This window comes from Streptomyces sp. NBC_01707 (genome assembly GCF_041438805.1).
In the GTDB taxonomy this organism is placed as follows: domain Bacteria; phylum Actinomycetota; class Actinomycetes; order Streptomycetales; family Streptomycetaceae; genus Streptomyces.
Window position 1 is genome coordinate 3,737,656 of sequence record NZ_CP109190.1, and the last position, 15,222, is coordinate 3,752,877.

General features: G+C 68.2%; 17 protein-coding genes. All 17 read right to left on the reverse strand.

Features of this window, described 5'->3' with window-relative positions; translation table 11 throughout:
• Nucleotides 1-11: 11 nt before the first annotated feature.
• The 17 genes from OG963_RS16715 to rpmE all read right to left on the reverse strand — a co-directional run bounded on the left by OG963_RS16715 (nt 12) and on the right by rpmE (nt 15,163).
• Nucleotides 12-458, reverse strand: coding sequence for a DUF2550 domain-containing protein (locus tag OG963_RS16715; protein WP_093773345.1), 447 nt, complete (start codon nt 456-458; stop codon nt 12-14).
• A gap of 137 nt (nt 459-595) precedes the next feature.
• Nucleotides 596-970 (reverse strand): F0F1 ATP synthase subunit epsilon, encoded by a 375-nt coding sequence (locus tag OG963_RS16720; protein WP_030915989.1) that lies wholly within the window; start codon nt 968-970, stop codon nt 596-598.
• A gap of 110 nt (nt 971-1,080) precedes the next feature.
• Nucleotides 1,081-2,523, reverse strand: a complete 1,443-nt coding sequence (atpD, locus tag OG963_RS16725) for a F0F1 ATP synthase subunit beta (protein ID WP_030915987.1) — start codon at nt 2,521-2,523, stop codon at nt 1,081-1,083.
• A complete protein-coding gene (locus OG963_RS16730) occupies nt 2,523-3,437 on the reverse strand; it encodes a F0F1 ATP synthase subunit gamma (RefSeq protein ID WP_093772524.1) in 915 nt (304 codons plus the stop codon). The genes atpD and OG963_RS16730 overlap by 1 nt, the downstream gene beginning before the upstream one ends.
• Nucleotides 3,438-3,440: 3 nt before the next feature.
• Entirely contained in the window at nt 3,441-5,012 is a 1,572-nt protein-coding gene (gene atpA / locus OG963_RS16735; protein ID WP_030915983.1) for a F0F1 ATP synthase subunit alpha, read from the reverse strand.
• A gap of 133 nt (nt 5,013-5,145) precedes the next feature.
• Nucleotides 5,146-5,961, reverse strand: coding sequence for a F0F1 ATP synthase subunit delta (locus OG963_RS16740; protein WP_093772526.1), 816 nt, complete (start codon nt 5,959-5,961; stop codon nt 5,146-5,148).
• Nucleotides 5,958-6,491 carry a F0F1 ATP synthase subunit B gene (locus tag OG963_RS16745; RefSeq protein WP_371126360.1) on the reverse strand — a complete coding sequence of 178 codons (534 nt, stop codon included), beginning with the start codon at nt 6,489-6,491 and terminating at the stop codon, nt 5,958-5,960. Before OG963_RS16745 ends, OG963_RS16740 begins: the two co-directional genes overlap by 4 nt.
• Nucleotides 6,492-6,542: 51 nt before the next feature.
• Nucleotides 6,543-6,773, reverse strand: coding sequence for an ATP synthase F0 subunit C (atpE, locus tag OG963_RS16750; RefSeq protein WP_030915976.1), 231 nt, complete (start codon nt 6,771-6,773; stop codon nt 6,543-6,545).
• Between the two features lie 74 nt (nt 6,774-6,847).
• Nucleotides 6,848-7,675 (reverse strand): F0F1 ATP synthase subunit A, encoded by an 828-nt coding sequence (gene atpB, locus OG963_RS16755; RefSeq protein WP_030915972.1) that lies wholly within the window; start codon nt 7,673-7,675, stop codon nt 6,848-6,850.
• Nucleotides 7,676-7,900: 225 nt separating this feature from the next.
• Nucleotides 7,901-8,338 (reverse strand): hypothetical protein, encoded by a 438-nt coding sequence (locus tag OG963_RS16760; protein WP_327422042.1) that lies wholly within the window; start codon nt 8,336-8,338, stop codon nt 7,901-7,903.
• A gap of 262 nt (nt 8,339-8,600) precedes the next feature.
• Nucleotides 8,601-9,977 (reverse strand): MraY family glycosyltransferase, encoded by a 1,377-nt coding sequence (locus OG963_RS16765; protein ID WP_093772528.1) that lies wholly within the window; start codon nt 9,975-9,977, stop codon nt 8,601-8,603.
• Between the two features lie 92 nt (nt 9,978-10,069).
• Nucleotides 10,070-11,335 (reverse strand): serine hydroxymethyltransferase, encoded by a 1,266-nt coding sequence (glyA, locus tag OG963_RS16770; protein WP_093772530.1) that lies wholly within the window; start codon nt 11,333-11,335, stop codon nt 10,070-10,072.
• Between the two features lie 97 nt (nt 11,336-11,432).
• Entirely contained in the window at nt 11,433-12,074 is a 642-nt protein-coding gene (locus OG963_RS16775; RefSeq protein ID WP_030915954.1) for a low molecular weight phosphatase family protein, read from the reverse strand.
• Nucleotides 12,071-12,718, reverse strand: coding sequence for an L-threonylcarbamoyladenylate synthase (locus OG963_RS16780; RefSeq protein ID WP_093772532.1), 648 nt, complete (start codon nt 12,716-12,718; stop codon nt 12,071-12,073). The genes OG963_RS16775 and OG963_RS16780 overlap by 4 nt, the downstream gene beginning before the upstream one ends.
• Nucleotides 12,719-12,785: 67 nt before the next feature.
• Nucleotides 12,786-13,631 (reverse strand): peptide chain release factor N(5)-glutamine methyltransferase, encoded by an 846-nt coding sequence (prmC, locus tag OG963_RS16785; RefSeq protein WP_030915948.1) that lies wholly within the window; start codon nt 13,629-13,631, stop codon nt 12,786-12,788.
• A gap of 42 nt (nt 13,632-13,673) precedes the next feature.
• Nucleotides 13,674-14,750 carry a peptide chain release factor 1 gene (prfA, locus tag OG963_RS16790; RefSeq protein ID WP_030915945.1) on the reverse strand — a complete coding sequence of 359 codons (1,077 nt, stop codon included), beginning with the start codon at nt 14,748-14,750 and terminating at the stop codon, nt 13,674-13,676.
• 188 nt (nt 14,751-14,938) lie between these two features.
• Nucleotides 14,939-15,163: a 50S ribosomal protein L31 gene (gene rpmE / locus OG963_RS16795; protein ID WP_030915942.1), complete on the reverse strand. Its 225-nt coding sequence runs from the start codon at nt 15,161-15,163 to the stop codon at nt 14,939-14,941.
• Between the last annotated feature and the right edge of the window lie 59 nt (nt 15,164-15,222).

Sequence of the window (15,222 nt, forward strand, 5' to 3'; positions counted from 1 at the left end):
GAGGCCTCGTCTCAGGCGACATTGACCCGCTGGCCGGGCGGAGCCGCCTCCAGCCAGGCGAGAAATCCGGTGAGGGCGTCCTCGCTCATCGCGAGCTCCAGGCGGGTCTCACGGTGGAGACAGCCGAGCACCACGGCATCGGAGAGCAGCGCCAGCTCCTCCTCGCCCTCGGGCAGCCGCCGGGCGACCACCTCGATCGCGGAACGCTCGAGAACCCGGCGGGGCCGCGGAGCGTAGGAGAAGACCCGGAACCAGTCGATCCTGTCGCCGCTGTACCGGGCGACGCCGTACACCCAGCCCTTGCCCGAGAGATCGGGCTCGTCCGGCACATTCCACCGCACGCTGCAGTCGAACGTCCCGCCGGAGCGCTGAATCAGCCGCCGGCGCAGGCCGAAGACGAAGAGACCCACCGCGACCAGTACGACGACCAGGCCGCACACCCACAAAGCGAGGACCATCTCCACCGACCTCCTCGCATCGTCGAGTAACGGATACCGCCCGGACTGCACCTGCACCTGCATCGCCTCAGCCGCGGCACGGTCTGGAGAGCTCCAGTTCGGGCCGCGGCTGAGGGTAAAGACATTCGGCGGGGTGCTTACCGCACCGCCACCGCGCGGAGTCGGACATCGGCGCGACGCTCGGCGGCACCGTCCGTCTCCGACTTCGCACGCTCCAGCGCACGCTCGGCGCGCTGGACATCGATCTCGTCCGCCAGCTCGGCGATCTCCGCCAGCAGCGACAGCTTGTCGTCCGCGAACGAGATGAAACCGCCGTGCACAGCCGCGACTACGGTTGGGCCCTCGCTCGTACGGATCGTCACCGGGCCCGACTCCAGCACACCGAGAAGCGGCTGGTGACCGGGCATGACGCCGATGTCGCCGGACGTGGTACGCGCGACGACCAGGGTGGCCTCGCCGGACCAGACACTGCGGTCCGCGGCGACCAGCTCGACGTGCAGCTCAGCAGCCAAGAGTGGCTCCTCGGGTCACCACCCGGCCGTTGGAGCCGGGTGTTGGGTCAATTCTACGGGGCGTGGTGAGGGGGACGGGACGCACCCGCCCCCCTCGGTGAGCCATGGGCTCAGGAGACGCCGAGCTCCTTGGCGTTGGCCTTGAGGTCCTCGATGCCACCGCACATGAAGAACGCCTGCTCCGGGAAGTGGTCGTACTCACCGTCGCAGATCGCGTTGAACGCGGCGATCGACTCGTCGAGCGGCACGTCCGAACCGTCCACGCCGGTGAACTGCTTGGCGACGTGGGTGTTCTGCGACAGGAAGCGCTCGACACGACGGGCACGGTGGACAACGAGCTTGTCCTCCTCGCCCAGCTCGTCGATACCGAGGATCGCGATGATGTCCTGGAGGTCCTTGTACTTCTGGAGGATCCCCTTGACACGCATGGCGGCCTCGTAGTGGTCCGCCGCGATGTAGCGCGGGTCCAGGATGCGGGACGTCGAGTCCAGCGGGTCGACCGCCGGGTAGATGCCCTTCTCCGAGATCGGACGCGACAGAACGGTCGTCGCGTCCAGGTGCGCGAAGGTGGTCGCCGGCGCCGGGTCGGTCAGGTCGTCCGCGGGGACGTAGATCGCCTGCATCGAGGTGATCGAGTGACCGCGGGTCGACGTGATGCGCTCCTGCAGCAGACCCATCTCGTCAGCCAGGTTCGGCTGGTAACCCACTGCGGACGGCATACGGCCGAGCAGCGTGGAGACCTCGGAGCCGGCCTGGGTGTAACGGAAGATGTTGTCGATGAAGAAGAGCACGTCCTGCTTCTGCACATCGCGGAAGTACTCCGCCATGGTCAGACCGGCGAGCGCGACGCGCAGACGGGTGCCCGGGGGCTCGTCCATCTGACCGAAGACAAGGGCGGTCTTGTCGATGACGCCCGACTCGGCCATTTCCTCGATGAGGTCGTTGCCCTCACGGGTGCGCTCACCGACGCCCGCGAACACCGACACACCGTCGTGGTTGTTGGCGACGCGGTAGATCATTTCCTGGATCAGAACGGTCTTGCCGACACCGGCACCACCGAACAGACCGATCTTTCCACCCTTGACGTACGGGGTGAGAAGGTCGATGACCTTGACGCCGGTCTCGAACATCTCGGTCTTGGACTCGAGCTGGTCGAAGCTGGGCGCCTTGCGGTGGATCGGCCAGCGCTCGGTGACCTCGGACTCGGCCTCCGGCTTGTTCAGGATCTCACCGAGGGTGTTGAACACCTTGCCCTTGGTGACATCGCCGACCGGCACCGTGATGCCCGCGCCCGTGTCGGTCACCGGGGCCTGGCGGACCAGACCGTCGGTGGGCTGCATCGAGATCGCGCGGACCAGGCCGTCGCCGAGGTGCTGGGCGACCTCGAGCGTCAGCTTCTTGAGCTTGCCGTCCTCGGCCGGGTCGGCCACCTGGACGGTCAGCGCGTTGTAGATCTCCGGCATTGCGTCGACGGGGAACTCCACGTCGACGACCGGGCCGATGACCCGGGCGACGCGGCCCGTGGCAACGGCCGTCTCAACTGTGGTCGTCATTACTTGTCACTCCCCGCGGTCGCGTCGGCCAGTGCACTGGCACCACCGACGATCTCGCTGATTTCCTGGGTGATTTCGGCCTGGCGGGCCGCGTTGGCAAGCCGGGAGAGGCTCTTGATGAGGTCTCCGGCGTTGTCGGTGGCCGACTTCATCGCGCGGCGGCGGGCAGCGTGCTCGGAAGCAGCGGCCTGCAGCAGCGCGTTGTAGATCCGGCTCTCGACGTACCGCGGAAGCAGGGCGTCGAGGACGTCCTCCGCCGACGGCTCGAAGTCGAAGAGCGGCAGGATCTCTCCCTTGCCCCCTTCTTCCTTCGTCGTGTCGAGGCTGAGCGGCAGCATCCGGCCGTCCACCGGGTTCTGCGTCATCATCGACACGAACTCCGTGAAGACGATGTGCAGCTCGTCCACGCCGCCCTCGGCGGTCTCCTGGGTGACCGCTTCGATCAGCGGGGCCGCAGCCCGCTTCGCATCCGCGTACGTCGGGCTGTCGGTGAAGCCCGTCCACGAGTCCGCGATCTTGCGCTCACGGAAGCCGTAGTAGGCGACACCCTTGCGGCCGATCACATACGTGACGACCTCCTTGCCCTCACCGCGCAGACGCTCGGTCAGTCGCTCCGCCGCCTTGATGGCGTTGGCGGAGTAACCGCCGGCCAGACCGCGGTCGCTCGTGATGAGCAGGATCGCGGCCCGCGCCGGAGCGTCGGCCTCGGTGGTCAGCGGGTGCTTGGTGGTGGAGCCGGTCGCCACCGCGGTCACCGCACGGGTGAGCTCGGTCGCGTACGGCGTCGACGCCGCCACCTGACGCTGCGCCTTGACGATGCGCGAAGCGGCGATCATCTCCATCGCCTTGGTGATCTTCTTCGTGGCGGTGACGGAGCGAATGCGGCGCTTGTAAACGCGAAGCTGAGCGCCCATCGATCAGCCCTCGCCCAGGAGCTTGCCGTCCGAGGTCTCGAACTGCTGCTTGAAGGCGACGATCGCGTCGGCGATCGACTGCAGCGTGTCGTCGGACATCTTGCCGCCCTCGGCGATGCTGGTCAGGAGGTCCTTGCGCTCGCGGCGCAGGTACTCCAGCAGCTCGCTCTCGAAGCGACGGATGTCCTCGACCGGGACGTCGTCCATCTTGCCGGTGGTACCGGCCCAGACGGAGACGACCTGCTCCTCGACGGGCATCGGCTGGTACTGGCCCTGCTTCAGCAGCTCGACCATGCGCTTACCGCGCTCCAGCGACGCCTTCGAGGCCGCGTCCAGGTCGGAACCGAAGGCGGCGAACGCCTCCAGCTCACGGAACTGGGCGAGGTCCACACGGAGACGGCCGGAGACCTGCTTCATGGCCTTGTGCTGGGCGGAACCACCGACACGGGAGACCGAGATACCGACGTTCAGGGCCGGACGCTGGCCGGCGTTGAACAGGTCGGACTCCAGGAAGCACTGACCGTCGGTGATGGAGATGACGTTGGTCGGAATGAACGCCGACACGTCGTTCGCCTTGGTCTCGACGATCGGGAGGCCCGTCATCGAACCGGCACCCATCTCGTCGGAGAGCTTCGCGCAGCGCTCCAGCAGACGCGAGTGGAGGTAGAAGACGTCGCCCGGGTAGGCCTCACGGCCCGGCGGACGGCGCAGCAGCAGCGACACGGCGCGGTAGGCGTCGGCCTGCTTCGAAAGGTCGTCGAAGATGATCAGGACGTGCTTGCCCTGGTACATCCAGTGCTGACCGATGGCCGAACCGGTGTACGGCGCCAGGTACTTGAAGCCGGCCGGGTCGGACGCCGGGGCGGCGACGATGGTCGTGTACTCGAGCGCGCCGGCCTCTTCGAGGGCACCGCGCACGGAGGCGATGGTGGAGCCCTTCTGACCGATGGCGACGTAGATGCAGCGCACCTGCTTGTTCACGTCGCCCGAGCGCCAGTTGTCGCGCTGGTTGATGATCGTGTCGACGGCCAGAGCGGTCTTACCCGTCTGACGGTCACCAATGATCAGCTGACGCTGGCCGCGGCCGATCGGCACCATGGCGTCGACGGCCTTGTAGCCGGTCTGCATCGGCTCGTGCACCGACTTACGGACCATGACGCCAGGGGCCTGCAGCTCGAGGGCGCGGCGGCTGTCGGTCGCGATCTCGCCGAGACCGTCGATCGGGTTGCCGAGCGGGTCGACGACGCGGCCGAGGTAGCCCTCGCCGACGCCGACGGAGAGCACCTCACCGGTGCGCTGCACCGGCTGGCCCTCCTCGATTCCGCTGAACTCGCCGAGGACGATCGCACCGATCTCGCGCTCCTCGAGGTTGAGGGCGAGACCGAGGGTTCCGTCCTCGAACTTCAGCAGCTCGTTCGCCATGGCCGAGGGAAGGCCCTCGACCTTCGCGATGCCGTCGCCGGCAACGCTGACCGTACCGACCTCCTCGCGCGAGGCCGCGTCCGGCTTGTACGACTGGACAAAGTTCTCCAGCGCGTCCCGGATCTCCTCCGGCCGGATCGTGAGCTCCGCCATCTGGGTTCCCTGCTCTCCTTGTTGGGCCCGAAGTTTCTTAAGGGGGTCTGGGGGCCGACCCCCAGGAATCTTCTGCAATTTCTGCACGGCCCAACCGGGCCGCTGGTCTTGCTTGTTCTGTTGCTGCGCTGTGTCAGCCGGCCATGCGACGGGTCGCCTCGTCGAGGCGCTCCGCGATGGTGCCGTTGATCAACTCGTCACCGACCCGCACCGCGATCCCGCCGAGGACCGTCGGGTCCACATCGAGATTCAGGTGCATCGGCCGACCGTAGATCTTCGCCAGTGCGGCACCGAGGCGCTGCTTCTGCTGATCACTCAGCGGCACTGCCGACGTGACCACGGCGACCATGCGGTCCCGGCGCTCCGCGGCAAGCTTGGAGAGGGACTCGAGTCCCGCTTCCAGGCTACGTCCCCGGGGCTGGGTCACAAGCCGCACGATGACGCGCTCGGTGACGGGCCGCGCCTTGCCGCCGAGCAGGCTGCGCAGCAGCTCGCCCTTGGCGGCGGTGGACGCGGACCGGTTGGTGAGCGCGGCGCGCAGCTCCCTGTCGGAAGCCACGATCCGGCCGAACCGGAACAGCTCGTCCTCGACGTCGTCGAGGTCTCCGCTGCGCTGGGCGGCGGTGAGGTCTGCGGTGTTCGCCAGCTCCTCGACCGAGTCGACCAGGTCACGCGACTGCGACCAGCGGGAGCGGACCATGCCGGAGATCAGGTCGACGGTCTCGCCGCCCACCTGACCGCGCAGCAGCCGTCCGGCCAGCTCCGCCTTGGCCTCACCGGCCTGCGACGGGTCGGTCAGGACCCGCCGCAGTGAGACCTCGCGCTGGAGCAGCGCCGTGACGGCGGCCAGCTCCTCGGCGAGCTTCGCCACGTCGACCGACGTGCTGTCGGTCAGCGCGTCGAGACGCTCACGTGCGGCAGCCAGTGCCTCGCGGCTCGCGCCGTTCATCGGACAGCCTCGGCCTTCGCCTCGAGCTCGTCGAGGAAACGGTCGACGGTGCCGCTCTGCCGGGCGTGGTCCTCGAGGGACTCGCCGACGAGCTTGCCGGCCAGGTCGGTGGCGAGCTTGCCCACGTCCTGACGCAGCGCAGCGGCCGCAGCCTTGCGGTCGGCCTCGATCTGGGCGTGGCCGGCAGCGATGATCTCCTCGCGCTGCCGCTGGCCTTCCGCCCGCATCTCCTGCAGGATCACGGCGCCCTGCTCCTGCGCCTCCTGGCGCAGGCGCGCGGCCTCGTGACGGGCCTCGGCGAGCTGAGCCTTGTACTGCTCAAGAACGCTCTGGGCCTCGGTCTGGGCCGCATCGGCCTTTTCGATACCGCCTTCGATGGCCTCGCGGCGCTCGTCCAGAACCTTGTTGATGTTCGGGAGGAGCTTCTTGGCGAGGAAGCCGAAGACGATGAGGAAGGCGATGAGGCCGATGACGAGCTCGGGGATCGGCGGGACGAGAGGGTTTTCCATCTCAGCCGCGACCGTAAGCATCTGGCTCACGTCATTGCCTTTCGTCTAGTGGGCTGGTCGTGGATCCGAAGATCACTGGCCGTAGACGAACGGCATGACCAGACCGATGAGGGCGAGCGCCTCACAGAAGGCGAAGCCGAGAATCTGGTTGGCGCGGATGAGACCGGCAGCCTCGGGCTGACGGGCGAGAGCCTGGGTGCCGTTACCGAAGATGATGCCGACGCCGACGCCGGGGCCGATGGCGGCGAGGCCGTAACCGATGGAGCCGAGGGAGCCGCTGACGGCAGCAAGGGTCTGGGACATGCCAGTTCTTCCTTCTCTTTCACGGACCGGTGGGGGTTGGCCACCGGACGAATAAGGGTCGGAGCGCGAGATGCTCAGTGGTGCTTGGCGAGCGCGCCCTGGATGAAGGTGCAGGTCAGGAGTACGAAGACGTACGCCTGCAGCGCCTGAATGAAGAGCTCGAACGCGGTCATCACGATGACCATCACAAAGGAGACGCCCGCGTAGGCGATCCCGATGCCGTTGAGCAGGTACCAGCTGGCGATCGTGAACAGCAGCAGCAGCGTGTGGCCTGCAAACATGTTCGCGAAGAGTCGGACCGCGTGGGTGAAGGGGCGGACCAGCAGGTTCGAGAAGAACTCGATGAGCATGGCCAGCGGAAGCACCGGGCCGAGCGACTTGTCGTATCCGGTGAAGTTCTTGAAGGCGCCGACGAAGCCGTGACGCTTGAAGGTCAGGCTGACCCACAGGACGTACACGATCAGGGCCAGGACGATCGGGTACGCGATGATCGACGTCACCGGGAACTGCGCGACCGGGATGATCGACCAGAGGTTCATCATCCAGACGAAGAAGAACAGCGAGACAACGAGCGGGACGTACTTCTCGCCCTCACGCTTGCCGATCGTCTCGTAGACGATGCCGCGACGGATGAAGTCGTAGCCGCTCTCGGCAACCATCTGCAGCTTGCCCGGGACGACCTTCGGCTTGCGGAAGGCGGCCCAGAAGAAACCGACGACGATGATCGAGCCGAGCAGGGCCAGCAGCATCGGCTTGTTGAAGTACAGGTTGCTGTCCGCGTCGCCCCAGAGGGGCTCGAACAGGAACGAGTGCAAGCCGGGTGCCGGGAAGCCACAACCGTCGTTCTGGAAGATGTGGCAATCGGTCTCGAAGGCGAGCACCTGTGTCGGGTCAGCACTCACCGCGGGCTCCTTCAGCGTGGCGCATAGGTACGGCAACCTCGTTGTGTCGGCGCGGCGCGCAGCCGCGGTTCGGCACTGGACTGGTGTTACGGATGTGTGAGCGGCAGTCAGGCATTGAGCCTCGCGATCGAGCAGGCGTCAGCTCACATGCCCGCGCCCGCAGTGCCGCAGTTGGAACCGGACGATAGCAGGGTCCGGAACGTGCACTTATTCCGCCCCTACCTTTCACGTCTGCGAGCCCGTGTTTTTGGGCTTGTCGCCCTGGTGGGACTCGGGCTCGACGTAAAGGATCTTGGCCTTCATGTGCGCACGCGCCTGTGCGCCGATCCACACGAGAGTCGTCGCAACCAGCGTGATCGCGAAGGCCTTCGGGTTGAACAGCGTCGTGTTCTTGAATGCGGCAACAAAGATGAACAGCAGCAGGAGCTGGGCTGTATACAGCATCAGCCCCATCGCCTGGAACAAGTGCGGCAGGGACCTCGCGGTCCGTTGCAGGACCATGAGGCCGATCCCCATGAAGAGGATGACCACGATCGTCGCAACGACCGCGCCCAGGGCTCCCTTGCCGCCGGCGACGCCACCGCTGACGGCGGCGGCAACAGCGCCGGCGACAGCGGTGGGTACGGCGGCTTGAAGGAGAGTCCGGACGTCGTTGGACGGCATGGCGGCAGCTCCGCTTGCAGGGGGTGGGCAGTGTGTCGTCATGGACGAGCGTAGGCCCGGTTCGGGTCGATACCTCGGGCTGATGGAGCGTCTCACCAGGCTCCTTCGGCTCCGTCACCGGGCTTAGTGAACGGTATCACAAACTATTTGATGAGGTCTTTACCAAGAAAGTGTGGTCGCTGTCACACATGAGAGTTAACCCGCGCGTGTGAGCAAGACAACTCAATGCTTTGTCTGGTAATGCCCTTCGGTGCCCGAATCGTTAGCGGGCCGTATCGGCTTTGTGCCTCTCCGGGAGACGCGAACGGGGGCCGATCGCGGTCGCTCCGTTGACGCCTGAGACGCCCGCGACGACCGGGCGCCGCTCCTGGTGCTCGCCCTCGTCCTGCCTCATCTGCGCTTCCTCGGGCTCCTGTTGGGTCCCGTACGCGGATGAGGGCCCCGCACCGGGCTCCTCGCCCCGGCGGCGGTAACGAGGCGGCACGAAACGCTCCGCCCAGCGCGGTGCGCGCGGGGTGAAGCGAGGCATCAGCAGCAGGACCAGGCCCACCGCGCTCAGCCCCACGATGACCAGCACGATCCACAGCGACGCCGAGTGCACGGAGTAGCCGACCGTCCCGAAGGCGATGAGAGCGGACCAGAAGTACATGATCAGCACGGCCCTGCTGTGCGAATGGCCGATCTCCAGCAGCCGGTGGTGCAGATGGCCGCGGTCCGCCGCGAACGGCGACTGACCGTTCCAGGTACGCCGCACGATCGCCAGCACCAGGTCGGCGGCCGGGATCGCGATGATCGTCAGCGGCAGCAGCAGCGGGATGAAGACCGGCAGCATCGCATGGGTGGCCTCGCGCTCACTGCCCGCGAAGAGCTTCATCGCGTCCGGGTCGACCTGGCCCGTGACGGAGATCGCGCCCGCCGCCAGCACGAGACCGATCAGCATCGATCCGGAGTCGCCCATGAAGATCCGGGCGGGGTGCATGTTGTGCGGCAGGAAGCCGAGGCACATGCCCATCAGGATCGCGGTGAACAGCGTCGCGGGGGCGGCCGCCTCGATCATGTGCCCGTACCAGAGCCGGTACGTGTAGAGGAACGACGCTGCGGAGGCGATGCACACCATCCCGGCCGCCAGGCCGTCCAGGCCGTCGACGAAGTTGACCGCGTTGATCGTGATGACGACCAGCGCGACGGTGAGCAGCGTCCCCTGCCACTGGGTGAGGGCGACGGTGCCGATGCCGGGGATCGGCAGCCAGAGGATCGTCAGACCCTGGATGACCATGACCGCGGCGGCGATCATCTGCCCGCCGAGCTTGATCAGCGCATCGATCTCGAACTTGTCGTCGAGGACTCCGATCAGCCAGATCAGGGCGGCGCCGGAGAGCAGCGCCCGAGGCTCGTTGGAGAGCTGGAAGACGCCGTCGAGGTTGTAGAGATGGTCCGCGACGATCAGTCCGGCGCACAGCCCGCCGAACATGGCGATGCCACCGAGCCGCGGTGTCGGTTCCCGGTGGACGTCACGCGCACGGATCGCGGGCATCGCCCCGACCGCGATCGCGAACTTCCGCACCGGACCGGTCAGCAGATAGGTCACCGCGGCCGTGACACACAGTGTCAGCAAGTAATCACGCACGGGCTGCCCCACAGATATCGCCGGCCATCTCAGCCCACACCTTAACTACGTCGGCCTCATGGTTGAGGACACGGAGGTACGGCTGATGGTTGCACGAGCCACGTCTACCCCGGATAGGGGGGATATTTCCCTGCCAGTTCCCGTACCTCCGCACGGACGTCGCCTTCCTCACGTACGGCCGCCCCGAAGAGCACCGCGATCCGCGCCATGTCGGCGTCGCCCATGCCCTGGGTGGTGACCGCGGCGGTGCCGAGTCTGATGCCGCGGGCGTCCCCGTACGGCAGCGCGCAGGTGTCCAGCACCATGCCCGCGGCCGCGAGCCGCTCGCGGGCGGTGCGGCCGTCGACGCCGAGCGGCGCCGGGTCCGCGACGATCAGATGGGTGTCCGTGCCACCGGTGGTCACCTCGAAGCCCTCGGCCTCCAGACCGGCCGCCAGCACCCGCGCATGGGCCACCACCTGGTGGGCGTACCCCGTGAACGCCGGTGTCGCCGCCTCCCCGAACGCCACCGCCTTGGCCGCGACCGTGTGCATCTGCGCCCCGCCCTGGGTGAAGGGAAAGACGGCCCGGTCGATCCGCTCCGCAAGCTCCGCGCCGCACAGGATCATGCCGCCACGCGGCCCGCGCAGCACCTTGTGCGTGGTGGCGCACACCACATCGGCGTACGGGACGGGACTGGGCGCGGCGCCCCCTGCGATCAGCCCCATCGGATGCGCGGCATCGGCGATCAGATACGCGCCGACCTCGTCGGCGATCTCACGGAACACCTCGTAGTCGGGGTGACGGGGGTACGAGATCGATCCGCTGACGATCGCCTTGGGCCGGTGGGTGCGGGCCAGGGTGCGCACCTGCTCGTAGTCGATCAGACCGCTGTCGGAGTCGACCCCGTAGCCGATGAACTCGAACCAGCGGCCGGAGAAGTTGGCCGGCGAGCCGTGGGTGAGGTGTCCGCCGTACGGGAGTCCCATCGCGAGGACGGTGTCGCCGGGGCGCAGCAGCGCCGCGTACGCCGCGAGGACGGCCGAGGAGCCGGAGTGCGACTGGACGTTGGCGTGCTCGGCACCGAAGAGCGTGGTGGCCCGCTGGACGGCGATGAATTCGGCGGCGTCGGCCATTTCGCAGCCGGCGTGGTGGCGGGCGCCGGGGTACCCCTCGGCGTACTTGTTCGCGAGCGGTGAGCCGAGGGCGGCAAGGACCGCGGGCGAGGTGAAGTTCTCGGCGGCGATCAGCTGCAGGGTGCTCGACTGCCGGTTCAGCTCCCCCAGCAGCACATCGGCGATCTCCGGGTCCTCCCGGATCAGGGCTGCGAAGTCCTGTGGCAGGTCGGTGACGTGGGCGGAGGAGGGTGCGGCGGGGGTGGTGACCGACATCTGACGGCTCCGGGCCTGGGGTGGGGGTGCGCTGGCGTCAGATCCAAGGTAGGCCAGTACCCGGCTCGCTGCCCGCTGCGCGCTGCCCCCGGACGCGTCAGTGCGGGGCCGGTACACCCGTCAGTGCGGTGACCACCGGCTCGAGTGCCTGGTTGATCTCGTCGCCGACGGAGCGGAAGAACGTGATCGGGGCGCCGTACGGGTCGTAGACCTCGTCGGCCTCGGCGGTGGGGGCCAGCAGCCAGCCGCGCAGCGCGGCTGCCGCACGGACCAGCGCGCGGGCGCGTTCGACGACACCCTCGTCGCGCGGGTCGGGCAGCGTCGCGGGGTCTATGGCCCGGACCAGCCGGGTGAATTCCTTGAGGGTGAACGTCCTCAGGCCGGCCGAGTGACCCATCGAGATCACCTGGGCGCGGTGGTCGCGGGTGGCGGTGAGGACGAGGTCGGCCCGGATCACGTGCTCGTCGAGCAGTTCGCGGCCGACGAAGCCGGTGGCGTCGGCGCCGAAGTCGGCCAGGACGATCTCGGCGTTGGCTTCCATGGGGGCGCCTTCGTGCCCCCAGGTGCCGGCGCTCTCCACGATCAGGCCGCCGCTGAGCGGATCGCCGAGGCGGTCCACCAGGGCATGGCGGGTCAGCCGCTCGGTGATCGGCGAGCGGCAGACGTTGCCGGTGCTGACGTGGAGGATGCGGAAAGTGTCGGTCCGCCCCGCTATGCCACGCCCCTCAGGGGCGGTCAATTGGCCACCTCGAGGTCTGGTACCACCTTGCGGAGTTCCTCGACGGAGAGCGCACCGGCGCGCAGCAGTACCGGCACCTTGCCGGTGACGTCGACGATGGAGGACGGCACGATGCCGGGGGTCGGGCCGCCGTCGAGGTAGACGGAGACGGAGTCGCCGAGCATCTCCTGGGCGGCGTCGCAGTCCTCAGGAGCCGGGTGTCCGGTGAGGTTGGCGCTGGAGACGGCCATCGGACCGACCTCGGTGAGCAGCTCGATGGCCACCGGGTGCAGCGGCATCCGGACGGCGACGGTGCCACGGGTGTCACCGAGGTCCCACTGGAGCGACGGCTGGTGCTTCGCGACGAGTGTGAGGGCGCCGGGCCAGAAGGCGTCGACGAGCTCCCACGCCTGCTCGGAGAAGTCCGTGACCAGGCCGTGCAGGGTGTTCGGGGAGCCGATCAGGACAGGGGTGGGCATGTTGCGCCCGCGGCCCTTGGCGTCGAGCAGGTCGGCGACGCCCTCGGAGCTGAAGGCGTCCGCACCGATCCCGTACACGGTGTCGGTGGGCAGCACGACCAGTTCGCCGCGGCGCACGGCGGACGCGGCTTCGCGCAGACCCGTCGTACGGTCGGTCGCGTCGTTGCAGTCGTATCGCCGTGCCATCAGCCGGCCTCCTCAAGCGTGTACGGGTACGGGTCGTGCGGGTGTGCGTTCGGGTGCGGGGCGCCGGTCACGGCATGGCCTTGCGGGCCGTGGCGAACCGGGGCCGCCCGTTCAGGTCGGGGTGGTCGGCCGCGTCGGCCCAGCCCCGCTCCTCGGTGAAGATCCACGGCACCTGACCGCCCTGGGTGTCGGCGTGCTCGATGACGACGAGACCGCCGGGACGCAGCAGCCGGTGTGCGGTGCGTTCGATGCCGCGGATGGTGTCGAGGCCGTCCTCGCCGGAGAAGAGCGCCATCTCCGGATCGTGGTCACGGGCCTCGGGTGCCACGTACTCCCACTCGGTGAGCGGGATGTACGGCGGGTTGGAGATGACCAGGTCGACCTGGCCGTCGAGCTCGGGAAGGGCCGTCAGGGCGTCTCCGCGGTGCACGGTGACCCTGGACCCCTCGGCGTTCTTCCGCGTCCAGGTGAGGGCCTCCTCGGACAGCTCCACGGCGTGCACGCGCGAGCGCGGCACCTCCTGGGCCATCGCGAGGGCGATGGCGCCCGATCCGGTACAGAGGTCGACGATCATCGGCTCGACGACGTCCATCGCGCGGACGGCGTCTATCGCCCAGCCGACGACCGATTCGGTCTCCGGGCGGGGGACGAAGACGCCCGGGCCCACCTGGAGCTCCAGGTAGCGGAAGAAGGCGCGACCGGTGATGTGCTGGAGCGGCTCGCGGGCCTCGCGGCGGGCGACGGCCTCCCAGTACCGGGCGTCGAAGTCCGCGTCCGGCACATTGTGCAGCTCGCCCCGCTTGACGCCGTGCACGAACGCGGCGAGTTCCTCCGCGTCGAATCGCGGTGAGGGTACACCGGCGTCGGCCAGCCGCTGGGTGGCCTGGGCCACCTCGGCGAGCAGCAGGTTCATCGCGGTTCTCCGTACGGTTTCACGGGCGGGGCGGGGTGTTGCTCATGCGGCGGCGAGCTTGGCGGCGGAGTCGGCGTCGACGCAGGCCTGGATGACCGCGTCCAGTTCACCGTCGAGCACCTGGTCCAAGTTGTACGCCTTGAATCCGACGCGGTGGTCCGAGATCCGGTTTTCCGGGAAGTTGTAGGTACGGATCTTCTCGGAACGGTCGACGGTACGCACCTGGCTGCGCCGGACGTCCGAGGCTTCCTGCTCGGCCGCCTCCTGAGCCGCGGCAAGCAGTCGCGACCGCAGGATACGCATCGCCTGCTCCTTGTTCTGGAGCTGGCTCTTCTCGTTCTGGCAGGAGGCGACGACACCGGTCGGCAGGTGCGTGATTCGGACGGCGGAGTCCGTCGTGTTGACGGACTGGCCGCCGGGGCCCGAGGAGCGGTAGACGTCGATACGGAGATCGTTGGCGTGGATCTCGACGTCGACCTCCTCCGCCTCGGGCGTGACGAGCACACCGGCTGCCGAGGTGTGGATACGGCCCTGGGACTCGGTGGACGGCACCCGCTGCACGCGGTGCACGCCGCCCTCGTACTTCATCCGGGCCCACACGCCCTGGCCGGGCTCGGTGGCGCCGTTGCCGCCCTTGGTCTTCACGGCGACCTGGACGTCCTTGTACCCGCCGAGCTCGGACTCGGTGGAGTCGATGATCTCGGTCTTCCAGCCGACGCGCTCGGCGTACCGCAGATACATGCGCAGCAGATCGCCGGCGAACAGGGCGGACTCGTCGCCGCCCGCGCCCGCCTTGATCTCCAGGAGCACGTCCTTGTCGTCACTGGGGTCGCGCGGGACCAGGAGGAGGCGGAGCTTCTCGGTGAGCTCCTCGCGCTGCTTCTCCAGGTCCTTCACCTCGGCCGCGAAGTCGGGGTCTTCCGCCGCGAGCTCGCGGGCGGTCTCGATGTCGTCCCCGGCCTGCTTCCAGGAGAGGTACGTACCGACGATCGGGGTCAGCTCGGCGTAGCGCTTGTTGAGCTTGCGCGCGTTGGCCTGGTCGGCGTGGACCGCGGGATCCGCGAGCTTCTTCTCAAGATCGGCCTGTTCGCCGATCAGTTCCTCGACCGCCTCGAACATCGGGGGCTCCTGGGTGTGGGGTATCCCCTGCTCATCGAGAGCTCGGGGAAGTGACTTCGACGTGCCTGCTGGACGGTGGGCTGCTGTCCGGACGGGGGACGGGGACGGGCCCGTACCCCCCGGCCGGAAAAAAACGCCGGTCTCGGCGCCCCCGGGAAGAGGGCGTCGAGAACCGGCGCAAGGGCTCGCTACTTGCTGGCGGAGCCTGCAGCCTTGCCGAAGCGGGCCTCGAAGCGGGCCACACGGCCACCGGTGTCGAGGATCTTCTGCTTGCCCGTGTAGAACGGGTGGCACTCGGAGCAGACGTCGGCACGGATGGCGCCGCCGTCGATGGTGGACCGGGTGGTGAACGACGCGCCACAGGTGCAGCTGACCTGCGTCTCGACGTACTCGGGGTGGATGTCGCGCTTCAAGGGTGTCTCCTAGGTTCGGGAGGGCGCCGGGTCGTACGCGCGGATTTGCGCATCCGTGA